The sequence below is a fragment of the Streptomyces sp. CA-106110 genome, assembly GCF_050936285.1.
Classification (GTDB): Bacteria; Actinomycetota; Actinomycetes; order Streptomycetales; family Streptomycetaceae; genus Streptomyces.
The window spans coordinates 9,945,405-9,967,994 of the sequence record NZ_JBNJNB010000001.1 but is presented as its reverse complement, the minus strand read 5'-3'; the positions used below and the strand labels follow the sequence as shown (position 1 = coordinate 9,967,994).

Genomic DNA, 22,590 nt, shown 5'->3' with positions numbered 1-22,590 from the left:
ACCCGGTCCTGACGGCCCCGCCGAGGCGGTACGGGCCCGTCCCGCCTCAGCGGTTCGGGTCGGCGTTGCAGATGTCCGCGAGCGCCGAATCGGGGTCCTCCATGGCGGCGAGGTCGCCCAGGCTGACGATGCCGACCGGGCAGCCGCCGCTCTCGACCACCGGGAGCCTGCGCACCGCGTACCTGCTCATCAACTCGCCCGCATGGTCGGTGGTGTCCTCGGGGGTCAGGGTCACCACGGGCGGACGGGTGCACACGGCCCCCACGGTCGTGGAGTGCGGATCGCGGTCCTCGGCGATCGTCCGGATCACGATGTCCCGGTCGGTGAGCACCCCGAACAGGTCGCTGTCGTAGGTCACGAGGACATCGCCGACATCCTGGTCCCGCATCAGGTGGGCCGCCCGCGCCACCGAGGTCATCGGCTCGACGGCGACCGCGCCGCGGGACATCACGTCACGTATCTGCCTGGTCATGGGAACCTCCCGGATCGTCTCGTCGGAGTACGTGCCCCGCCCTGCCCTCCGTCCGCCTGAGGGTCGGAAGCGGCGCGCCAGCCGCTCCAGCGGCGGACGGCGACCGCGATCACCGGTCCGTCGGGCGGGTTGTCCCGGTACTGCGGGTACTTCCGGACCAGATGTGCCAGGGCGGCCCGGTACTCGTCGCGGTCCTCCTGGGCCGTCGCCTCGGGCCGCACGATGCGGGCGTCCCCGTCCGCCCGCACCCACCACAACCGGTCCCAGTCCTCGTCGTACGCGTCCGCCAGCAGGCACACGGCCGGGCGGGCGGCGATATTGCTCAGCCGCCGCAGCCGCTGGGAGCTCTTCGGTTTCCGGTCGACGGCCATGACGATCCCGTCGTCACCGTGGTGGGCGAACACCACCGGTACGAGGTGGGGGCGCCCCACGGGGTCCACCGTCGCCAGCCGCGCGACGCGGGCTCCGGCGAACCGCCGCCGCGCCTCGTCCTCTGCCATCCGCGGCACTCCCGTTCCTCCTCCCGGATCGGTGGCGCCGTCGATGTACCCGCCCGTCCTCTGTCGTCGTCCGGCGCTCGCGGGTACCCGACGTCCGGCTCTTTACACCGTCTCACCCTCTGTCCGGGGCGTCGCCCGCAGAGCCGGGCCAGGCACCCCGGCAGGTCGGCCCGGGACGGGGCGGAGCCCACTGGAGGGCCGCATCCGTGTGCGACGGGCGAGCCCGTGGACCCGGCGCCCGCCTCCATGACAGCCGCCGGACCGCCCGGCCCTCGGACCGACCAGGGAAGGAGGCCGCCGCGGAGTTCGACGTGATCGTGGAGATCCCCGAGGGATCGCGCAACAAGTACAACATGGACCACGAACTGCACCGCCTGCGCCTGGACCGCATGCTGTTCACCCCCACCAGTACCCCGCCGACCACGGCTACGTCGACCACACGATCGGCGGCGACGGTGACCCTCCCCCACACTCCGTGCGGTGGGACCCCCGGACGCACTCGTCCTGGTCGGCGACCCCACCTTTCCCGGCTGTGTGATCGAGTGCCGCGCCGTCGGCATGTTCGTGATGAGGGACGAGAAGGGCCCCGACGAGAAGGTCCTCTGCGTCCCGGCACACGACCCGCGCTACACGGCCGTGCAGGACATCGACGACATTCCGATCTTCGACCGGATGGAGATCACCCACTTCTTCGAGGTCTACAAGGACCTGGAGCCGGGCAAGTCGGTCGAGGGGTGGCGAAATGGTCGTTTTCGGATGTGCAGGAGCGTACGTGGGTGTGCAGGAGCATGTACTGGTTCGTGGTGTTGTAGCGCACTCGCCTCGTATGGCGGCCGCTGATGAGTTCCTAACGGTGGTTTGTTAGTTCGGGGGGTAGAGGTTCAGGGTCTGTCCGGTGGTGACCGCGTCGATCAGGGCTTGGAGTTCGGGTGGAGGGGGCGCGTTGGACCAGGCCCGCCACCAGCGTTGCAGCACGATCGACGGGGTCAGCCAGCCGCGGACGGCGCGAATCGCCTTCGGCCAGCACGGCGGTGGGGGCGGGGCCGGCAGTGCCGGGCCCCTCTCTCCAGCGTCGGCTTCCGGCACCAGTGTTGACGTACTCTCAGGTCCCGCACTGGTGCGTCCTGCTTCCCAGCAGAAGGCGAACGCGCAATTGACCAGGGTCTGGTGGCGGCGGATCGCGACATTGGAGCGCACCTGGAAGTCGGCCCACCCCAGCTCGTCCTTGACCTGCTTGTAGCCCTGCTCGATCCAGTTTCGAATCCCGTAGATCCGCACGACCTCGGCCAGGTCCGCGGGCGGATAGGGGGACTCGGCCGCGCGGGGCGAGCCGGGGCGGGGCAGGTCGGTGGCCAGGTACCAGGTGGCCTTCTCCGGCAGGGTGGACGGATCGGCGGTGGCCACCACCAGCCGCGTCAGGCCGTCCGGACCCCAAAAGCCCAAGGTGGCGTCGGCGGCCCACCAGGTGGCGGTGTGCCCGTCGCGGAAGGTGCGCACCACCGGCGTCCAGGCGCCGGGCTCCTCGGGGCCGTGCCAGGCCAGTTCGCGGGCGGCGTCCACCGGGGTGCGGGCCTGGTCGCCGTAGGCCCACACCCCGCGGCGGCGCTTGACGGCCATCACGAACGGCACCTTGGCGGCGTGCAGCTCGCACCGGAAGTCGTCCAGGTCCCCGTAGGCGCCGTCGGCCACCGCCGCCCGGAACGCGATCCCCAAGGACCTGGCCTGACAGGCCAGTTGGGCGGCAATCTTCCACTTGGTACGGAAGGCCGGGTCGCTCTTCCCCCGCGGGAAGTGGTGGGCCGGGGTGTAGGGCACGGCGTGCAGCGGGTAGTAGAGGCGCTCGTCGGCCCACAGCGTGGTCACCGTGACCATGGCGTTGTCGGTCTTGCCGTACCGGCCCAGCCACTGCCGGCCCACGTGCGCGGTGGCAGTGCCGTCCTTGCGGTCCCCGGAGTCGTCGATGACCAGCACCCCGCCGGCGTGCGGGGCGGTCGCCTCGCCCTGCAGCAGCAGCTCCAGCCGCCGGGCGTTGACCCGCTCAGGGTCCCAGGTCGACTCGGACAGGAAGAACTGCAGCCGCTGCACCGCCGGGTGCTGGGCCCCCACGACCGGCTCCGCCCCGGCCAGGCAGGTCAGCGTCTTGTTCCGGTCCCGCGGGGCCAGCAGCCCGGTCAGGTACTCCCTAAACCCGCGCCGCTGCGCCAGCGACGAGAACAGGTCGTCGAACCGGGCCGCGTAGCCCTCCAGCGGCCCCGGCGCCGGCGGGCACGGACGCCTCGCGGTCACCATCGCGACCACCTCCGAACAACATCGCCCCCGCCTACCGGCCTACCGCACGTTCCGCCCCAGGTCAACAAATCACCGCTAATGCCGCGTTCCTCAAAGCAGGTAGGCGAACTTCCGGCGCAGTCGGCGGTGCGGTGGTGGTGGTCGTCCCCAAACCCACGGGTGGGCACGGGTGTTGAGTTGGGCGGTGGCCACCCTCATGGCGTAGGCGATCTCGCCGGGGTCGGCGAAGGTCTGCCCGGCCAGCGCGGCCTTGCGCAGCAGCCGCCACCAGCCCTCGGCCAGGTTCAGCCAGCACGCGCCGACGGGGATGAAGACCTGATGGACCCTCGGGTGCTTCCGCAGCCACCTGCGGACGGGGCCGCTGGTGTGGCTGGAGAGGTTGTCTGCGATCACGTAGAGCCGGCCGCGCGGGTTGGCCCGGGCGATCTCCTGCAGTAGCCGGAGCCAGCCGGCGGTGTTGCGGGACGGCGCGCAGAGGGTCACCTCCTGGCCGTCCGCCGGTCGCAGGGCCCCGTACACCCGGGTCTTCTCTCGCCCGCGGGAGTATTCCAGCGGCGCCTTGATCCGGTGCCCGCCGGGAGACCAGCCTGGGGCGGGGGCGAAGGTCCGCGGGATCACCGGGCCGAGCTCGTCCGCGCAGATCGCCGTGGAGCGCGGCGGCGGGTCGGTGTACAGCCCGACGACCCGCGCCCTTTTGGGGCGAACTCCGCATCGGTGCTGTGCGCCCAGGACCGCGGGTGCCGCCAGTGCACCCCCTCTGCCCGCAGGATCCGGCGCACCTGGCTGCGGTGGACGTCGATGCCCCGCTCGCGGGCGACTTCGGTGAGCGCATCCAGCGTCCACTCGCCCGGCCCGGCCTCGTCGGCAGCCTTCAGGACGCCGCCGGGACCGGGCACCGGGCGCCCGGGCGGGTCACTTTCGGCCAGAGCGATGATCACCGAGCGCTCGGCCTCGGTCAGCCGGCGGGGGCGTCCGGGGACCGGCCGGTCGCCGAGCCCGTCGATGCCCTCGGCGTTGAACCGGTGCAGCCGCTCCCGCACGGTCTTGGGATGGCAACCCAGTTCGGCGGCGATGGCGGTGACCTGCTTCCCGGCCCAGCTGAGGCTGATCATGCGGGCTCGCAGGATCCAATCAGCGGGGGCATGACGAGCGCCGGCCAGCTTGCGGATCTTGCGCTCCTCGTCCGGATCACGCGCCGGACGCGCGTACAGAGGCGGATACACGGCACAGTCCTTCACCACGCATCATGCGCCCCCTGACGCCCAGCGGTCCACACCCACTTTGAGGAACGCAGCACTAACGGACGTCAAGCAGATCGTGGTGATCTCGGGGGTTGGTTCGTAGGGTGGTTGTCGACGGGCCGGTTGCCGGAGCGCTTCGCGACTCCTTCTCGCGCCGGCTCGTCGTTGGGTTCTTCAGTTGCTGGGCTCGCCGTCGAACGTCGACTTTCGCTCGGGCGGTTTTGTCGATCTTGTAGCGGGTGGCGCAGATGGTCCGGCCTTCGGCTTCGGTGATCTCGCGTCCGTCGGTGTCGCGGAGTTCGTAGAGGGTGCCGTTGCGCCAGCAGGCGGCCAGGCGGGTGACCAGGACGGCGGCGAGTGTGCAGAGGGCGGAGTTGTGGTGTTTGCCCTTGCCTGCGACGAGATCGTGGTAACGGGCGGCGAGGGTGGGATCGACGTGCCGGGCGATGTCCGCGGCCTTGAACAAGGTCTCGCGCAGTCCGGGATCTCCTTGGCGGGTGGGTGGGCCGTTGCGGCCGGTCAGTCCGGACTGGCTGACACGGGGAACCAGGCCGGTGAAGGCGCGGATAGCGGCCAGGCTGGCGAAGCGGTTCGGGTCGCCGAGCCGGCCCAGGATGCCCGCGGCCGTGATGACGCCGAAGCCGGGCCCGGAGGCGATGACCTGGCCGGGGTCGGCTTCTTCGTAAAGGATGGCGATCCGGTCCTCCAGGGTGATGATCTGCGCGTTCAGGTGAGCGGCCATGCGGGCCTCGCCGGCGATGTCCTCGGCCAGTTCGGCGAAGTCCAGGGCGCCGTCGGGCCAGATCTCAAGGCTCTGCCGGGCGGCAGCCGTGATCTGTTCCGCGTGCTCCTCGCGCCACTGGCCTCGGCTGTGCCGGATCAGCAGGGCGGCCAGGCGTTTGCGGCCCAGTCGGCGGATGGCGTGGGGGTCGGCTCCGGTTTTCTCCAGCACGGCCAGCGCGGCTTTGGAGTAGGCGCCTGTGCCCAGGGCGTCGGCCCAGGCGGGTCCGAGCAGCTCCAGCAGGGCGTCGAGCCGGTAGAAAGTGGCCCTGCGGCGTTCGACCAGCGAGCTGCGGCGACGGACGGCTCGTCGCAGGGGGTCGGCCGGCCCTGTGTCTGACAGGTCCCGCAGTCCTTCGGGGTGCAGCAGTGGCAGCCGCGCGAGGATCCGGGAGTCGAGCCGGTCGTTCTTGGTGTGCTTGGAGTAGTAGTCGCGCAGGTCAGCGGACTGCTCCGGCGGCACCAGGACCACCTTGGCGCCACGGTGGGCGAACCAGGCGGCGAGCGGGACCCACGCGTTGCGGGTGGGCTCCATGATGACGGTGACGTCGTCGGTGGAGGGCAGGCCGTCCCATAACCGTTCGAGGTCGTCAGCGGTGGTGGTGAACCGCCGTCCGGAGAACTGGATCTGCCCGGCGGCGTCGGTGCAGGTGGCCCGGTGCGAGGCCCGGCAGGCCACATCGATTCCCAGGTGCAGCTTCAACAGATGCCTCCGTCCCGCAGCAGGTGCTGTCCGTGTCCGGAGGGCTTCCGCCACAACCAGGCACGTGCTCGGCAGGGTTGTGCTGACCGGACATTCGGTAGCAGAGGTCCACGCGCTTGCCGTGGCCACGGGTTCCCAACAGGGACGCACGTGCGTCGGGGGTTCAACCAGCCGTCGATCAGCGTGGAGAAGTCGCCTGCAGTCAGACGCTTCGGTCAGTGATCCAGCCGTGCCGGAAGAACCGGACCCGACGCACCCTACGCAGCCCCCGAGGATCCCGGGAAGCCACCGTCAACGCTAAATGTCAGTGCCCGCCCGTACCGTTCTTCCTGTTGCCGATCAAGCGTGATGGAGGGAGTACATCGATGCCTGACGAGGCGCTGCGCACGATCGCTGCTCCCTTCGTGGCCGTCGGCCCGTCGGGCGTGGCGATCCGAACCCGTCTGGGCCACCTGAGCGCCGAGGACGAGCGGGTGCTGCGCCTGGTGGGCGCGCATCTTGGCTCGCTGGCCTCTAAGGACCTCAAACGCCGGTGCGCTGAGGGCCTGGAGCACTCCGCGGAGAGGTGGGCGGGGCGTAAGCGGGCCCTGACAAAGGAGTCTTCGTCGCGTTGGGCCGGGAGCATTACCAAGGCCACGCATGATCAGTGGGCGCTGTCCAGGCGTGCCCAACTCGCGCACATCCACAGCCTTGAGGCGGGCGTGCGGACGATCGCGCACCGCCTGTCCCTGCCGATCGGCGAGAAGGGAAGCAGGCGGGGGTCGGGCGGCTACCGCAGCGCCAAGGAGTGGTTCGCCAAGACCCGACGCCTGCGGGTCCTTCACGACCGGCTCAGTGCCCAGCAGGCCGACCACGCCGTGGGCCGCGTCCGCATCGTGCGCGGCGGGAAGCGGCTCGCGCGCAACCGGCACCACCTCAAGGCCGCCCAGCTCACGCAGGCCCAGTGGCGGCAACGCTGGGAAGCATCGCGCTGGTTTGTGCAGGCGGACGGGGAATCGGGCAAGCGGTTCGGCAACGAGACGATCCGCGTCACCCCGGACGGCGCGGTCTCCCTCAAGCTCCCTGCCCCGCTCGCCCACCTCGCCAACGCCCCCCACGGCCGGTATGCGCTCACCGGCGCTGCCCTCTTCCACCACCGCAGCGACGAGTGGGCCGACCGCATCACCACGAACAAGTCTGTGGCCTACCGCATCCACTACGACACAGACCGCGCCCGCTGGTACCTCACCGCCTCCTGGACCATCCCACCAGTCAAAACCGTCCCCCTGTCCCACGCCCGCACCGGCGGACTGATCGGCGTCGACACCAACGCCGACCACCTCGCCGCCTGGCGGCTGGACGAGCACGGCAACCCATGCGGCCAACCGCGCCGGTTCTTCTACGACCTGTCCGGCACCGCGAACCATCGTGACGCCCAGGTACGGCATGCACTGATCCGGCTCCTGCACTGGGCCCAACGCCACGGCCTGTCGATCGCGATCGAAGACCTCGACTTCACCGCGGAGAAAACCCGGGAGAAACACGGCCGCCGGAAGCGGTTCAGGCAGGTGATCTCCGGCATGCCGGTGTCCAAGCTGCGGGCCCGGCTCATCAGCATGGCAGCCGAACTCGGCATCCCCATCATCGCCGTCGACCCCGCCTACACCAGCAAGTGGGGCGCCCAGCACTGGCACAAGCCCCTTTCCGGCAAGAACCGCAAGACCACCCGTCACGATGCTGCGAGCATCGCGATCGGCAGGCGCGCCCTCAGGCACCGCATCCGGCGACGGACGGCACCGCCCCCACACGACCAGAGCGATCGTGCGGGGCATCGGACCGCCCAGGCCGGACACGGCACCCGCGGGCGTGAGGAAACCCGCCCCCGCATCCCCGGACCACGGACACAATCCGTGTCGCCGGACGCGGCGCGAACGCGGGAGACCAGTGCATCCACCACCGTTCGGGATGCGCCAGTTGACCAGGACTGGGTACAAGACTCACCCCTGCTCACTGACTAGGAACGGTCCCACTGGGAGGGACGTGACCAGGCCTATGCGGAGATCGACGCGTCCCGCCGGCGCGCCGCCGAGAGCCGAGGCGTGCACGGTCCAGAGTAATGACGGCCGATCGCCGCTCCCGTGCCTGGGCGTTCACTTGTTCCGCCTCGACTGCGGGCACACCTGGGACACCGTCTTCCGGGTCACGTTCTTCGCCGACCCGGCCGCGAACCTCCCGAACGAGGCGGGCATCAGCCGCAGTTGATCAACTGCGCGGTGGCGGGCCCGGTACGCCCGGCGACGTTGCCGTGGCGCCACCCGCGTCCGCGTGATTCGAGGCGTTCGCCTCTCACCGACCGGCGCCCTGTCGGTCGCGCGGAAGCACCGTGACGCGACGGAAGTTGCAGGCCGCGGGCGGGTTTCCGGCCGGAGGCGTCTGGTGTGCCTTGAGCGCCACGCTGACCAGGCTCAGCAGCAGATCCACGTCGGCGTCGCAGTCCAGGTGCACCGTCACCCATCGTGAACCGGGCACCATGCGGATGGCGGTCGAATCGGCGAGGTCGCCGTAGATGCGCTCGATGGCACGACTGGTGAGATGCAGGTCCGCCTCGTGGTCGGTATGGAAATGGACGATCTCGCTGTACCGGGAGCGGAGCGCCCGCCCGACGCCGCAACTGGCCGGACCTGGCGTGAGGTCGGGCCAGGCGTCGAGTCTCTCCAGGGCGCGCTGGGCCAGAGTCATGTGCCCATCGTCGTCCCCTTACCGCTTCGACACCAGAGGTTGAGGGTTCCGTAACCGGGACGTGAGGTTGACCGCCCCGAAAGCGAACCCCCCTTCGATCGGCGTCCGTGAGTACTGCTCACACACGCAGCCGGTACGGCAGCATGCACACCACCACGTCGGTGCGGGCCCGCAGAACGGTGGCGAGCAGCAGGCCGCGCTGGTTCTGGAGGATCTCGTAGCGGCGGTGACGGGGTTCCACCTCGGGGATCAGGACGGCGATCTGCCGTCCGTCCTGGGCGACGCGCTGCACGTAGTCGACGATCGGCTGGACCAGGGAGCGGTGCGGGCTGTCGATGACGTCGAGGCGTACGCCCGGGTCCCAGCGGTCCCATGCCTCCTGCAGGGCGCGGGTCTTGTCCGGGTCGGCGTGGACGGCCACCGCGACCACCTCGTCGCCCAGGGCGAGGGCGGCGGCGATGGCGTGCCGGGCGAGCTTGCTGACCTCGCCGAGCGGGACGATCACGAGGCTCTCGGTCCGCCGGTCCGGGGGATCCGGGATGCGGCCGAGCCCCAGTTCCTCCCCGACGGCCGTGTAGTAGCGCTCGATGCGGTTGAACAGCAGCATCATCAGCGGTACGGCGATGACGACCACCCAGGCGCCCTCCAGGAACTTCGTGGTGAGGAGGATGACGCCGGCCAGCGTGGTGAGCAGTGCGCCGGTGCCGTTGATGAACGCGCGGCGCAGCCATCCCTCGGGTTGCTCGGTCGCCCAGTGCCGTACGAGACCGATCTGGCTGAGGGTGAACCCGATGAACACGCCGATCGCGAAGAGCGGGATCAGCCGGTGGGTGTCGGCGTCGACGGCGATGAGCAGCACGGCGGCCAGCAGGGCCAGGGCCACGACACCGTAGCGGTAGACCGGGCGTTCGGTCCGCAGCCCGAACAGGTGTGGCAGGCGGTGGTCGCGGGCGAGCAGGCTCATGAGTACCGGCAGTCCGCCGAAACTGGTGTTCGCGGCGAGCAGCAGCACCAGGGTGACGATGAGATTGGTGGCGTAGTAGGCCCAACCGGTGCCGTAGGCGCCGGCGGCGAGTTGGGCGAGGACGGTGACCTCCCCGCGCGGGGCGACGTGGTCGCGGCGGATGAGCACGGCGAGGCCGATGAGCATCAGCCCGAGCAGTGCGCCGAGCATGAGTTCCGTGCGCTGGGCGCGTTTGACCCGGGGGGTGCGGAAGGTCGGTACGGCGTTGGCGATGGCTTCCACGCCCGTGAGGGCCGAACAGCCGGACGAGAACGCCTTGAGGATCAGCAGCAGCCCCAGTGACTCGTGCGCGGGGAAGGACTGCTGGGTGCCGACGACGGCCGCGGGATGGGAACGGAGCAGACCGAGGAGGACGATGCCGAGGATGGCCACGATGAACAGCACGGTGGGCAGCATCAGCACTCGGGCGCTCTCGGCGACGCCGCGCAGGTTCACGCCGGTGAGCAGGGCGAGCCCGATGAGGCAGATGACGAGCTTGTCGTGGGCGAGAGCCGGGAACGCGGACGCCAGGGCGTCGGCGCCCGCGGTGAGGCTGACGGCGACGGTGAGCACGTAGTCGACGACCAGACTGGCCGCCGCGAGCAGGCTGGTGGTCTTGCCCAGGTCCTTCTTGGCGACGGCGTAGGCGCCTCCGCCATCCGGGTGCACCGCGATGACCTGACCGTACGACACCACCAGTGCCGCGAGCAGGAAGGTGATCGCGAGAGTGATGGGCAGCGTGGCGGTGAGCGCCCCGGTCCCGGCGGCGACCAGGGCGAGCACGATCGCCTCGGGACCGTACGCCACCGAGCTGAGCGCGTCCAAGGAGAGCGCGGCCAGGCCCTCCAGGCTTGTCAGATGGTGCTTCTCGCCCTCGCCCGGACGCAGGGGGACTCTCGGTCTCAGCTCTCGACGTGCCAGGCCATACGCCATCGGGACCTCACCACGGCCGGTCGGACGGTCCCCAACAGTGTCCGCTGCGGTGCCTTCGGGCGCGTCCCGGCAGATGCGACCGGGCGGGCCAGTGGTGAGGAGCACTGGCCCGCCCGGGGTTCGCGGATTCCTAGAGCAGCCCCTCCGCCAGCGACCCCAGCGAGAGGGCCGGCAGGAAGTTGAGCAGCGCCAGGATGAGGGCGGCACCGGTGGCCAGGGCGACGAAGTTGACGCCGCGGGCCTGGAGGGTGCCGACGGTGACCACACCCGGCTGCTGGCGGGCCAGCCGGCCGGCCAGGGCGAGCAGGAACACGATCGGCACATAGCGCCCGATCAGCATGGCCGCGGTCATCAGCAGGTTGTGGAAGTCGGTGGCGCCGTTGAAGCCCGCCATCGCGCTGCCGTTGCTGTTGACGTTGGACGTGTAGGCGTACACCAGCTCGGTCAGGCCGTGCGGCCCGGGGTTGCCCATGGACGACTGGCCGTCGCCCAGCGCCACGGCGAGCGCGGAGAAGCCCAGGATCGCGGTGGGGGCGACCAGCGCGTACAGGACGACGTAGCGCATCTCCGGGAATCCGATCCGCTTGCGCAGGTACTCGGGCGTCCGACCGACCATCAGACCGCCGATGAACACGGCGATCATCACCGCCACGATCAGGCCGTACAGACCGCTGCCGGTGCCGCCGGGGGCGATCTCGCCGAGCATCATCGCCGACAGCAGTACCCCTCCGCCGAGGCTGGAGAAGCTGTCGTACGAGGAGTTGGCCGCGCCGTCCGCCGACCCGGTGGCCGCCACACCGAAGAGCGTGGAACCGGGAACCCCGACGCGGGTCTCGGTCCCCTCGTACTGCCCGCCGACCGCCGCCGTCACGGTGCCGGTGTGGGCGCTCTGCGCGAGGCTGCCGGCCGCCAGCAGCAGGCCGAAGAGGATGCCGACGACCGCGAGCAGCGTCCAGCCCTGCCGCAGCGAGCCGATCATCCGGCCGTAGGTGCGGATGAAGGCGGTCGGGATCAGCAGCATCAGCACGATCTCGATGGCGTTGGTGTACGGCGACGGGTTCTCGAAGGGGTGCGCGCTGTTGACGTTGAAGACGCCGCCGCCGTCGCCGGACATCAGCTTCAGCGGCTCCCAGGAGCCGACCGGGCCGCCGAGCAGGGTCTGCTGGCCGCCCGCGACCGTGGTGACGGTGTGCGCGCTGCCCAGGTTCTGCGGAACACCCAGGGCGATCAGGATGATTCCGAAGACGATCGACAGGGGCAGGATGATCCGGAAGATCGTACGGATCAGGTCGACCCAGAAGTTGCCCAGCTGATGGGTGTCCCGGCGCACCAGGCCCCGGATGAGGGCGAGCGCGGCGCAGATGCCGACGGCGGCGGAGGCGAAGGCCTGGACGCCGAGGCCCGCCATCACCGCAAGGTGGCCGGTGGTGGACTCGCCCGCGTAGTTCTGCCAGCTGGTGTTGGTGGTGAAGCTGACGGCGGTGTGCAGGGCGAGCCGCCACGGCACGCCCTCGTGGCCGGTGGACCAGGGCAGCTTGCCCTGGAGGGTGAAGAGGGCGAAGAGCGCCGCGATGCTCATCAGGCTGAAGGCGAGCAGCGCGAACAGGTAGTGACGCCAGTCCTGCTCACGGTCCGGGTCGATGCCGCTCACCTTGTAGAGGGCGCGCTCCGCGCGTTTGTGCGGACCGCCGTCGAGGGCCTTCGCCATGTAGTCGCCGAGCGGCACGTGCAGTGCGACGACGACCGCGAGGATGAGGGTGGCCTGGAGCCAGGCGTACATGTTCAGGCCCCCTTCACGGGATGTGTGCGGTCGAGGGCCGCGTTCAACTGGACGACGTTCACGGCCGGTTCACCGAGGAATCCGAACCCGCGGTCAGTGGTGAAGTGGTCGATCAGCGTGCGCAGGGCCGCCTCGCTCAGTCCGCGTTCGCGGGCGACGCGCGGTGTCTGGAGCCGGGCGTAGGCGGGGCTGATCTGCGGGTCCAGTCCACTGCCGCTCGCGGTGACCGCGTCGGCCGGGACCTGGGGGTGGGCGGGCGCGTCACCGCGGTTCGGGGTGACCACTGCCTTGGCGTAGTCCTCCCCCGGCTTGGCGCACTCGACCGTGACGGCCTCGTATGTGGCGACGAACGGCTTGGCGGGGCACGCCTGGTCGAGGCTGACCACACGGGTGGCCTTGCCGGTCGTGCCGCCGTCGCGGAAGACGCCGAGCACGGCGCCGACGCCGTCGGCCGTGCAGTACGGCCGGGAGCCGTCGACGTGCTCCAGCTCGCCGACCGCCTTGCTGCGGGAACAGACCTGGGTGAGCAGGCTCTGCTTGCCGGAGTCCGGCTGTCCCTTCACCGGCAGGACGTCGACGGTCGACTCGGGGCCGAGGTTGCCGGCCGCCGAGGCCGAGGCGTCGTATCCGGTGCCGGCGTTGGAGGGCCGGGGCTGGAAGTAGTACGGGATCGGGTTGCCCTTCGCGTCGAGGAAGGACTGCCCGATCAGTTCGCTGCCGGCCTGCTTTCCGCCGGCACCGGTGAGCGGGGAGCCCTGCGCGGCCTGGCGCAACCCCGGGATCTGGGCGATCGCGGTCATGCCCAGGGGGTAGGCGAGCCCCACGAGCAGGGTGAGCACGATGACCACCCGGATCGCCGCCACGTGGTGGCCGACCCAGGCGGGCATCCTGGAGAGGAAGGTCATGGTCAGATCCCGGGGATGAACTGGACGACGGCGACGTCGATGAACTTGATCGCGAGGAAGGGCAGGATGAGACCGCCCATGCCGTAGATCCACAGGTTGCGGGTGAGCAGGGAGTCCGCGCTGCTGGGCCGGTAGCGCACTCCGCGCAGGGCCAGCGGGATCAGCGCGACGATGATCACCGCGTTGAAGATGACCGCGGACAGGATCGCGGACGTGGGCGAGTGGAGCCGCATGATGTTGACCGCGTTGAGCGCCGGGTAGACCCCGCCGAACATGGCCGGGAGGATCGCGAAGTACTTGGCGATGTCGTTGGCGATCGAGAACGCGGTCAACGCGCCCCGGGTGATGAGGAGCTGCTTGCCGATCTCGACGATGTCGATGATCTTCGTGGGGTCGGAGTCGAGGTCGACCATGTTGCCGGCCTCCTTGGCGGCCGACGTGCCCGTGTTCATCGCCACGCCGACGTCGGCCTGCGCGAGTGCGGGCGCGTCGTTGGTGCCGTCACCGGTCATGGCGATCAGGTGACCGCCCGCCTGCTCCTTCTTGATGAGCGCGAGCTTGTCCTCGGGCGTGGCCTCGGCGAGGAAGTCGTCGACGCCCGCCTCGTCCGCGATGGCCTTGGCGGTGACCGGGTTGTCTCCGGTGACCATGACCGTGCGGATGCCCATCCGGCGCAGTTCGGCGAAGCGTTCCCGCAGGCCGGGCTTCACTACGTCCTTGAGGTGGATGACACCGAGCAGCCGGGCCGGGCCGTCGCCAGCCTGCTCGGCGACCGCGAGCGGGGTGCCGCCGGAGGCGGAGACCTGCTTCACGCAGACGTCCAGGGCCTCCGATGCGGTGCCGCCGTTCTCCTGCACCCACGCCGCGACCGCGGACGCCGCGCCCTTGCGCAGTCGCCGCGCTTCCGGCCTGAAGGCTCCCCCGTCCAGGTCCACGCCGGACATCCGGGTGGTGGCACTGAACGGCACCCATACGGCGTCCTCGGGCGCGGACGGCTCCAGACCGAACTTGTCGCGCACGTACTCGACGATCGAGCGGCCCTCGGGCGTCTCGTCGGCGAGGCTGGACAACGCGGCGGCCTCCGCGAGCCGACGACCCGTCACGGAGTCGATCGGGAGCAGCGCGCTCGCGCGGCGGTTGCCGTAGGTGATGGTGCCGGTCTTGTCGAGCAGCAGTGTGTTGACGTCGCCCGCGGCCTCCACCGCGCGCCCCGACATGGCGAGCACATTGCGTTGCACCAGCCGGTCCATGCCCGCGATACCGATGGCGGACAGCAGGCCGCCGATGGTCGTGGGGATCAGGCAGACGAGCAGCGAGACCAGGACGATGCCGGTGACGCCGTCGGCGTTGATCGCCTGCGTGTCGTGCGCGGCGGCCATGAAGTCCTTGGAGAAGATCGCCATCGGCTGGAGTGTGAGGACCGCCACCAGGAAGACGAACGTCATCATGACCAGCAGCAGGTTGAGCGCGAGCTCGTTCGGCGTCTTCTGCCGGTTGGCGCCCTCGACCAGGGAGATCATCCGGTCCAGGAAGGACGCGCCGGGCTCCTGGGTGATGCGGACGACGATCCGGTCCGAGAGCACACGTGTGCCGCCGGTGACGGCCGAGCGGTCGCCGCCCGACTCGCGGATGACCGGCGCGGACTCGCCGGTGATGGCCGACTCGTCGATGCTGGCGACGCCTTCGATGACGTCGCCGTCGCCGGGGATCAGCTCCCCTGCCTCGACGACCACGACATCACCGCGCCGCAACTCGCCCGCGGCGACGCTCTCCTCCATGTACGAGCCCTGGGCGGCGCCGGGCTGCCAGCCCACCACCCGCCGGGCGACGGTCTGACGGCGCATCCCACGCAGGGTGTCGGCCTGGGCGCGTCCGCGGCTCTCGGCGACGGCCTCGGCGAGGTTCGCGAAGATCACGGTGAGCCACAGCCAGGCGGTGATCAGCCAGCCGAACCCTGACGGGTGCGCGATGGCGAGGCCCGTCGTCAGGGCCGCACCGATCTCGGTGACGAACATGACCGGGTTGCGGGCCAGGCTCACCGGGTTGAGCTTGCGCAGAGCGGCGGGCAGGGCCTGCCACAGCTGCTTGGGGTCGAGCAGCCCGGCGCCGATCCGCCGTGAGGGGCCGGTGGCGCGAGGTGGTGCGGCGTCTGCGGGTTTCTCCCGCACGGGAGCGGGCGCGGTCATCAGAAGCGCTCCGGCTTGATCAGGGCCACCACCAGGTAGGCCAGCAGGGCGATCGAGACGATCAGCCCCACGATGTTCTCGGCCGTCACAAAGACCTCACACGTAGTACTGGGTAAAGGGTTGGGGTCACCTCCGGGCGAGGGCCGTCGTCGACTCGCCCGGAGGTGGTTCAGAGAGCCGGCGGGCTAGAGCCCGACGTCCCGGCTGCGGATGTCGTCCAGCGACTCGCGGCGGACCAAGAGGCGCGCCTGACCGTCGCGGACGGCGACCAACGGCGGCCGGCCGACCATGTTGTAGCCGGACGCCATCGACAGGTGGTAGGCGCCCGCGACCGGGACGGCCAGCAGGTCGCCCGGGTGGATGTCGTCGGGCAGTTCGACGTCCGAGGCGAGCACGTCGCCCGCCTCGCAGTGGCGGCCCACCACGGTGACCGACGCCGTGGGCGCGGTGCTGTGCCGGCCCACCAGCCGGGGCGCGTAGCGCACGCCGTACAGCGCGGGCCGCGGGTTGTCGCTCATGCCGCCGTCCACCGCCACGAACGTGTGGGCGCCGGTGCGCTTGACGGCCAGCACGTGGTACACGGCGACGCCCGCCGGACCCGCGATGGCGCGTCCCGGTTCGATGATGAGGCGGGGCACGGGAAGCCCTGCCGCGGCGCACGCCTCGGTCAGTTCCGCACGGACCTTGCGGGCCAGCGTGGTGAGGTCCAGGGCCTCCTCACCGGGGCGGTAGGCGATACCGTGGCCGCCGCCCAGATCGAGCTCCGGAAGCACCACTCCGTGCTGCTCGTGCAGCCGGGCCATGAGTCCGACCATGCGGCGCACCGCGAGCAGATACGGCTTGACACTGGTGATCTGCGATCCCAGGTGGCAGTGCAGACCGGTGAGTTCGAGCTGCGGCTGGTCGAGTATCCGGGCGATGGCGTGCTGGGCGTAGCCGTCGGCGATGGACAGCCCGAACTTCTGGTCGTCCGTGCCGGTACGGATCTTGTCGTGACCGCCGGCGCTGATGCCGGGCACCACGCGGACCATCACCTTCTGGCGTCCGCCGGGGCCCACGGCCGCGGCCAGCCGCGCGATCTCCGACGGGCTGTCGATGACGATGCGCCCGACGCCGAGGCGCAGCGCGGTCTCCAGATCACGCGGGGACTTCGCGTTGCCGTGCAGCACGATCCGCTCGGGCGGAAAGCCCGTGGTGACGGCGAGTTCCAGCTCTCCGGCCGAGCACACGTCGAGGCCGAGGCCCTCCTCGTCCATCCAGTGGACCATGGCGCGGCACATGAACGCCTTGGCCGCGTACAGGACTTCGGCGTCGGGGAAGGCGTGCCGGTAGGTACGGCAGCGGTCGCGCACCTCGGCCTCGTCAAGGACGTAGACCGGGGTGCCGAAGCGGTCCGCCACCTCGGCCAGGGGTACGCCGCCCACCGCGAGGTCCCCGCGGTGCTGCTCGGTCGTCGAGGCGGGCCACACCGACAGCTCGCCGGTGGTGGTGACGGTGGGTTCGTGGACGGTGGTCATCTTCCCTACCTCTTTCAGCCGATCCACAACGCCAGGGCCGAGACGAACGCGGCGGCCCCGGTCACCCGCAGTACCCCGACGGCCTGCGGATCCCAGGTACTTGTGCGCGAGTGGCGCACGGGCGGCTTCTCCGGAACGCGGGGCAGGTCACCGGTGCGGGTCGGCGCGGGAGCCGGCGCCGAGAACTGGGGGTCCACCGTGACGGTGGAGACGCCGAGCGGTGCGGCCAGCGCGCGCAGCGCGGGCTCGGCCAGCCTGATCCAGGCCTGGTCGGGGCCGAGCGTCGCGGTCAGACGCTCCTCGGAGGTGAATCCGACGGCCGTACGCTCGCCGAGGGGGGTGCGGAAGAGCCGGGCCGCACAGCCTGACGAACCCGGCCGGACCGGTACGAACAGTGGTCCGGCCGGGAACCGATCAGAGGGCTCCGGGTCGTCGCCGCACAGGATGTCTGCCATGGGATGCCTCCTGGAGGATCCGATGTGAGTCACGAGATGGGGGGTGTGCCCGGGACGCGGGGAGGCGGCCTGGGGCTCGCCGATGACGCTATGCCCGGCCCCCCGGGATTCCGGATGTCTCATGACGCGATGCTGACGGCGATCGGGGCGACGCTGACGCAATGCTGATACGAGGTCCGATCGGACTTCGGAACGGCCGTCAGAGGAGCGCCAAGAAAGGGTGCACGTCCTGTTCGCAGGCCCCCCACCAGGGATGAGATGAAGACAGCCCCCTTCGGAGGGCTGCCCACGGAACACCCCGCGGGCGCGTGCGAAGAAACGGTGGAGTCATGTCCGATACCGGCGCCCCCTCGACCGCTGCCCGGGTTCTGGTGGGAGTGAGCGGCTCGCTGGGCAGTCTCACCGCCCTGCGCCGGGCCGCCGCGGAGGCGCGGGGCCGGGGCGCCGAGCTGTGGCCGGTGCTGGCCTGGGAGCCGCCCGGAGGGGACATGGCCGCCCGTCGCGGCCCCGGTGCGACCGTGATGGTCGAGGCATGGCAGGACCTGGCCCGGCAGAGGCTGCTCAGCGCCCTCGATGATGTCTTCGGCGACGCCGGGCCCGGCGTCGCGATGCGGGCCCTGGTCGCGCGGGGCGCCCCTGGCGTGGCGCTGGTGGAGATCGCCGATCGCGAGAGCGACGTGCTGGTCGTCGGGGCCGGACGACGCAGCCTCTGGCACCGGGCGTGCTCGCGCTCGGTGAGCCGCTACTGCCTGGCCCACGCCACGTGCCCGGTCTTCGCGGTGCCGCCCTCGCCTCTGGAGGCCGAACTCTCGGCGATGAACCGCCGCAACATCTTGCGGCTGGGCCTCGACACGTGCCGTCTGGCCGAAGAGGCGGCACATGTGACGGAGGGCGGCGGCCGGCGGTGGAACTCCTGAGCGTGCTTGGTCACTGAACCGGGCTGCCCCCACTGCCGCACGCTCGGCACGGCTCCGTCACGGTGGCCGGAAGACGACGCGTACTTTTCAGTCATGCCGTCAGGAAGCCGTAAATTCAGGGTCCTTGAGCGCATGAAACTCGTCAACGGACCTCGCCAGAGGAACCCGGGCGCAGTTCCTTGTACGGCGTTGGTCATTGCCGACCCGTGCTTGGGGTGAAGTCGCTCATGTCCGACCTCGCGTTCATCGGCCTCACGATTCTGTGCTTTCTCGCAATTGCCCTGGTTGCCAGGGGAGTTGATCGTCTGTGACTGCCGGAGACATCATCGGGCTCGCCGCTGCGGCGGCCCTCGTCGTGTATCTGATCATCGCCCTGGTGAAGCCGGAGAGGTTCTGATGCGCGATGAATGACACTCTCGCGGGCTGGCTCCAGATCCTGCTGCTGGTCGCGCTCCTCGCCGCTTCGTACCGTCCGCTCGGCGACTACCTGGCACACACTCTCACCTCGCCCCGCCACCTGCGTGTCGAACGGGCCGCCTATCGGCTCGGCGGCGTGGACGGCGACACCGACCAGACATGGCTGCAGTATCTGCGCAGCGTGCTGGCGTTCGCCGTGGTGAGCATCCTGTTCCTGTACGGCTTCATGCGCTTGCAGAACCATCTGCTGCTGTCCATCGGGATGAAGCCCGTCGATCCCGACGGTTCGTTCAACACCGCGGTCTCCTTCGTCACCAACACCAACTGGCAGTGGTACTACGGCGAGAACGCCATGGGCCATCTCGTGCAGATGATGGGCCTGGCGGTGCAGAACTTCGTCTCCGCCGCCATGGGCATCGCGGTCGTCGCCGCTCTCATCCGCGGCTTCACCCGCAAACACACCGACCGCGTGGGCAACTTCTGGGTGGACCTGACCCGGGTCACCTTCCGGGTACTGGTGCCGATCAGCTTCGTCTTCGCGATCATTCTGGTCGCGGGTGGCGCGATCCAGAACTTCGACGGGATCCATGCGATCTCCACCATCGCGGGTGACCACCAGTCGCTCACCGGCGGCCCGGTAGCCTCGCAGGAGGTCATCAAGGAGCTGGGAACGAACGGCGGCGGCTTCTACAACGCCAACTCGGCCCATCCTTTCGAGAACCCGAACGCACTGACGAACCTCTTCGAGATCTATCTGCTCCTGGTGATCTCGTTCTCGCTGCCGCGCACCTTCGGCCGGATGGTCGGCGACAACCGTCAGGGCTACGCGATCCTCGCCGTGATGGCGGTGATCTGGATCGTCTCCGTGGGCGTCGTGACGGCCAACGAGCTGCACAGCACGAGCAGTCCGGCCGGCCACGCGGCGGGCGGCATGATGGAGGGCAAGGAGCAACGCCTGGGTATCTGGGCCTCGGCGCTGTTCGCGGTGTCGACGACACTCACCTCGTGCGGCGCGGTCAACTCCTTCCACGACTCCTACACCCCGGGCGGCGGCGGCCTGCTGATCTTCAACATGCTGCTCGGCGAGATCGCACCCGGCGGCACCGGATCGGGTCTGTACGGCATCCTGATCATCGCGATCGTCGCGGTGTTCGTCGCCGGGCTCATGGTCGGCCGGACGCCGGAGTACCTCGGCAAGAAACTTCGCGGCCGAGAGATGAAGTTCGCCTCGCTGTACATCCTCACTACGCCGGCGGTCGTGCTGATAGGCACGGCGGCGGCGATGGCCTCCGCCGGCGCGCGGGCCAAGATGCTCAATCCGGGTGAACACGGTTTCTCGGAAGTCCTGTACGCGTTCACGTCCGCGGCGAACAACAACGGCTCGGCCTTCGCGGGCCTCACCGTCGACGGAACCTGGTACAACACCGCGCTCGGCCTGGCCATGCTCTTCGGCCGCTTCCTGCCGATGGTGTTCGTACTGGCGCTGGCCGGTTCGCTGGCCCAGCAGCAGCCCGTCCCGGTCACCGTGGGCACCCTGCCCACCCACCGCCCGCAATTCGTCGGTCTGATGCTCGGCGTGATCCTCATCGTCGTCGGGCTCACCTACTTCCCGGCTCTCTCCCTCGGCCCGATCGCGGAAGGGCTGTCCTGATGTCGCTGACCACCGCCAACCGTCCGGCCGCACCGCACGACGGCCGTTCCGTGCCCGAGCAGACCCACCGGGTCCAGGGTGGGTTGCTCGACCCGAGGATGCTCTGGCAGTCGCTGCCCGACGCATTCCGCAAGCTCGATCCGCGTACGCTTGCCAAGAACCCCGTGATGTTCGTGGTGGAGGCGGGCGCGGTCCTGACCACGGGCTCCGCGATCGCACACTCCTCGGTCTTCGCATGGCTGATCAGCGCCTGGCTGTGGCTGACCGTCGTCTTCGCCAACCTCGCCGAGGCGGTCGCCGAGGGCCGGGGCAAGGCACAGGCGGACACCTTGCGCAGGACCCGGACGGCGACCGTCGCCCGCCGGCTGACCGACTGGCGCCCCGGCGCCACCGATCCTGCCGAAACAGCCGTCCCCGCCGCCGAACTGAAGCTCGGCGACCACGTGGTGGTCGAAGCCGGCCAGGTCATCCCGGGCGACGGCGACATCGTCGAGGGCATCGCGAGCGTCGACGAGTCGGCGATCACTGGCGAGTCGGCCCCGGTCATCCGTGAGTCGGGCGGCGACCGGTGCGCGGTCACAGGCGGGACGAAAGTGCTGTCCGACCGGATCGTCGTCCGTATCACCTCCAAGCCGGGCGAGACCTTCATCGACCGGATGATCGCGCTCGTCGAGGGTGCCGACCGCCAGAAGACGCCCAACGAGATCGCGCTCAACATCCTCCTCGCCTCGCTCACGATCGTCTTCATCCTGGCCGTCGTGACGCTCCAGCCGATCGCGATCTACGGCGACGCCAAACAGAGCATCGTCGTGCTCGTCGCCCTGGTGGTGGCGCTGATCCCGACCACGATCGGCGCCCTGCTCTCGGCGATCGGCATCGCGGGCATGGACCGGCTGGTGCAGCGCAACGTGCTGGCGATGTCCGGCCGCGCGGTGGAGGCCGCAGGGGACGTCAACACGCTGCTGCTCGACAAGACCGGCACGATCACGCTGGGCAACCGGCAGGCCGCAGAGTTCCTGCCGGTCGGCGACCTGGAACTGAGCGCGCTGGCGGACGCGGCCCAGCTGTCGTCGCTGGCCGACGAGACTCCGGAGGGCCGCTCCATCGTCGTCCTCGCCAAAGAGCGCCACCAGCTGCGCGGCCGGAGCCAAGGCGAGCTGGAGGGCGCGGAGTTCGTGCCGTTCACCGCGCAGACCCGGATGTCCGGCGTGGACCTCGCCGACGGGCGTCGGCTGCGCAAGGGCGCCGCGACGGCCGTGATGAAGTGGGTGCGGGACGCGGGCGGACACCCCACGGACGAAGTCGGGCCGATCGTCGACGCGGTCGCCGCGAGCGGCGGCACCCCGCTGGTCGTCGGGGAGGTCACCGGCGACGGGGCGCACATACTCGGGGTCATCCACCTCAAGGACGTCGTCAAGGAGGGCATCCGCGAACGCTTCGACGAACTGCGGCGCATGGGCATCCGCACGGTCATGATCACCGGCGACAACCCGCAGACCGCCCGCGCCATCGCCGAGGAGGCCGGCGTCGACGACTTCCTCGCGGAGGCTACTCCCGAGGACAAGATGGCGCTGATCAAGCGGGAGCAGGCGGGCGGCAAGCTCGTCGCGATGACCGGTGACGGCACCAACGACGCCCCGGCCCTGGCGCAGGCGGACGTCGGCGTGGCGATGAACACCGGTACGTCGGCCGCCAAGGAGGCCGGCAACATGGTCGACCTCGACTCCAACCCGACCAAGCTGATCGAGATCGTGGAGATCGGCAAGCAGCTGCTGATCACCCGTGGCGCGCTGACGACGTTCTCCATCGCCAACGACGTCGCGAAATACTTCGCGATCCTGCCCGCGATGTTCGCCGCCAAGTTCGGCGGACTCGATCATCTCAACATCATGGCGCTGTACAGCCCGAAGTCCGCGATCACCTCGGCGATCATCTTCAACGCCCTGATCATCGTTGCGCTGATCCCGCTCGCCCTGCGCGGTGTGCGCTACCGCCCCTCGGCGGCGGCGGCGCTGCTCAGCCGCAACATCTATCTGTACGGCTTCGGCGGTCTGGTCCTGCCGTTCATCGGGATCAAACTGATCGACCTCGTCGTCCAGTTCATCCCCGGACTGCACTGAAGG

At 70.1% G+C, this 22,590-nt stretch carries 18 protein-coding genes and 2 pseudogenes; 6 read left to right on the top strand and 14 right to left on the bottom strand.

The genetic code is table 11. The features are described from left to right. Positions 1 to 46: 46 nt before the first annotated feature. On the bottom strand, positions 47 to 472 hold the full coding sequence (locus ACQEXA_RS46020) for a CBS domain-containing protein (protein WP_432924876.1): 426 nt from the start codon (positions 470 to 472) through the stop codon (positions 47 to 49). Further along, complete coding sequence (locus ACQEXA_RS46015; protein ID WP_359411931.1) at positions 469 to 981, bottom strand: TIGR03668 family PPOX class F420-dependent oxidoreductase; 513 nt, start codon at positions 979 to 981, stop codon at positions 469 to 471. Before ACQEXA_RS46015 ends, ACQEXA_RS46020 begins: the two co-directional genes overlap by 4 nt. A 344-nt stretch (positions 982 to 1,325) precedes the next feature. On the opposite strand from ACQEXA_RS46015, the pseudogene ACQEXA_RS46010 reads away from it, so the two are divergent. Beyond that, a pseudogene (locus ACQEXA_RS46010) lies at positions 1,326 to 1,707 on the top strand (inorganic diphosphatase); the annotation flags it as partial. A gap of 112 nt (positions 1,708 to 1,819) precedes the next feature. Here the strand turns inward: ACQEXA_RS46010 and ACQEXA_RS46005 are convergent. The 4 genes and pseudogenes from ACQEXA_RS46005 to ACQEXA_RS45990 form a co-directional block, all read right to left on the bottom strand. Continuing rightward, positions 1,820 to 3,258: pseudogene (locus ACQEXA_RS46005) on the bottom strand (IS701 family transposase). A 93-nt stretch (positions 3,259 to 3,351) separates the two neighbouring features. Further along, the gene (locus ACQEXA_RS46000; RefSeq protein ID WP_433134753.1) at positions 3,352 to 3,903 is read right to left on the bottom strand and encodes a transposase; all 552 of its coding nucleotides are present in this window, start codon (positions 3,901 to 3,903) and stop codon (positions 3,352 to 3,354) included. Next, positions 3,876 to 4,484 carry a helix-turn-helix domain-containing protein gene (locus ACQEXA_RS45995; RefSeq protein WP_432924880.1) on the bottom strand — a complete coding sequence of 203 codons (609 nt, stop codon included), beginning with the start codon at positions 4,482 to 4,484 and terminating at the stop codon, positions 3,876 to 3,878. Before ACQEXA_RS45995 ends, ACQEXA_RS46000 begins: the two co-directional genes overlap by 28 nt. Positions 4,485 to 4,557: 73 nt before the next feature. Next, positions 4,558 to 5,985, bottom strand: coding sequence for an IS110 family transposase (locus tag ACQEXA_RS45990; protein ID WP_433132873.1), 1,428 nt, complete (start codon positions 5,983 to 5,985; stop codon positions 4,558 to 4,560). Between the two features lie 365 nt (positions 5,986 to 6,350). Here ACQEXA_RS45990 and ACQEXA_RS45985 point away from each other — a divergent pair, with 365 nt between their 5' ends. Then, positions 6,351 to 7,982, top strand: a complete 1,632-nt coding sequence (locus ACQEXA_RS45985; protein WP_433132871.1) for an IS200/IS605 family accessory protein TnpB-related protein — start codon at positions 6,351 to 6,353, stop codon at positions 7,980 to 7,982. Positions 7,983 to 8,310: 328 nt separating this feature from the next. Here ACQEXA_RS45985 and ACQEXA_RS45980 read toward each other — a convergent pair whose 3' ends face one another. The 8 genes from ACQEXA_RS45980 to ACQEXA_RS45945 form a co-directional block, all read right to left on the bottom strand. Continuing rightward, positions 8,311 to 8,703, bottom strand: a complete 393-nt coding sequence (locus ACQEXA_RS45980) for a luciferase family protein (protein WP_359410534.1) — start codon at positions 8,701 to 8,703, stop codon at positions 8,311 to 8,313. Positions 8,704 to 8,821: 118 nt separating this feature from the next. Continuing rightward, positions 8,822 to 10,639: an APC family permease gene (locus tag ACQEXA_RS45975; protein WP_432924886.1), complete on the bottom strand. Its 1,818-nt coding sequence runs from the start codon at positions 10,637 to 10,639 to the stop codon at positions 8,822 to 8,824. A 130-nt stretch (positions 10,640 to 10,769) separates the two neighbouring features. Next, positions 10,770 to 12,419: a potassium-transporting ATPase subunit KdpA gene (kdpA, locus tag ACQEXA_RS45970; protein WP_432924888.1), complete on the bottom strand. Its 1,650-nt coding sequence runs from the start codon at positions 12,417 to 12,419 to the stop codon at positions 10,770 to 10,772. Positions 12,420 to 12,421: 2 nt separating this feature from the next. Next, complete coding sequence (locus tag ACQEXA_RS45965) at positions 12,422 to 13,324, bottom strand: potassium-transporting ATPase subunit C (protein ID WP_432924890.1); 903 nt, start codon at positions 13,322 to 13,324, stop codon at positions 12,422 to 12,424. Between the two features lie 2 nt (positions 13,325 to 13,326). Then, positions 13,327 to 15,510 (bottom strand): potassium-transporting ATPase subunit KdpB, encoded by a 2,184-nt coding sequence (kdpB, locus tag ACQEXA_RS45960; protein WP_432924892.1) that lies wholly within the window; start codon positions 15,508 to 15,510, stop codon positions 13,327 to 13,329. Continuing rightward, positions 15,510 to 15,599: a K(+)-transporting ATPase subunit F gene (kdpF, locus tag ACQEXA_RS45955; protein ID WP_359410529.1), complete on the bottom strand. Its 90-nt coding sequence runs from the start codon at positions 15,597 to 15,599 to the stop codon at positions 15,510 to 15,512. Before kdpF (ACQEXA_RS45955) ends, kdpB (ACQEXA_RS45960) begins: the two co-directional genes overlap by 1 nt. Positions 15,600 to 15,695: 96 nt before the next feature. After that, on the bottom strand, positions 15,696 to 17,027 hold the full coding sequence (lysA, locus tag ACQEXA_RS45950) for a diaminopimelate decarboxylase (RefSeq protein ID WP_433132869.1): 1,332 nt from the start codon (positions 17,025 to 17,027) through the stop codon (positions 15,696 to 15,698). Between the two features lie 14 nt (positions 17,028 to 17,041). Next, positions 17,042 to 17,482: an SAV_915 family protein gene (locus tag ACQEXA_RS45945; protein WP_432924897.1), complete on the bottom strand. Its 441-nt coding sequence runs from the start codon at positions 17,480 to 17,482 to the stop codon at positions 17,042 to 17,044. 329 nt (positions 17,483 to 17,811) lie between these two features. Here ACQEXA_RS45945 and ACQEXA_RS45940 point away from each other — a divergent pair, with 329 nt between their 5' ends. The 4 genes from ACQEXA_RS45940 to kdpB (ACQEXA_RS45925) all read left to right on the top strand — a co-directional run bounded on the left by ACQEXA_RS45940 (position 17,812) and on the right by kdpB (ACQEXA_RS45925) (position 22,587). Then, complete coding sequence (locus ACQEXA_RS45940; RefSeq protein WP_432924899.1) at positions 17,812 to 18,399, top strand: universal stress protein; 588 nt, start codon at positions 17,812 to 17,814, stop codon at positions 18,397 to 18,399. Between the two features lie 307 nt (positions 18,400 to 18,706). After that, positions 18,707 to 18,796 carry a K(+)-transporting ATPase subunit F gene (gene kdpF / locus ACQEXA_RS45935; protein ID WP_432924901.1) on the top strand — a complete coding sequence of 30 codons (90 nt, stop codon included), beginning with the start codon at positions 18,707 to 18,709 and terminating at the stop codon, positions 18,794 to 18,796. Between the two features lie 6 nt (positions 18,797 to 18,802). Beyond that, positions 18,803 to 20,467, top strand: a complete 1,665-nt coding sequence (gene kdpA / locus ACQEXA_RS45930) for a potassium-transporting ATPase subunit KdpA (RefSeq protein ID WP_432924903.1) — start codon at positions 18,803 to 18,805, stop codon at positions 20,465 to 20,467. Further along, complete coding sequence (kdpB, locus tag ACQEXA_RS45925) at positions 20,467 to 22,587, top strand: potassium-transporting ATPase subunit KdpB (protein WP_432924905.1); 2,121 nt, start codon at positions 20,467 to 20,469, stop codon at positions 22,585 to 22,587. Before kdpA (ACQEXA_RS45930) ends, kdpB (ACQEXA_RS45925) begins: the two co-directional genes overlap by 1 nt. Positions 22,588 to 22,590 lie beyond the last annotated feature (3 nt).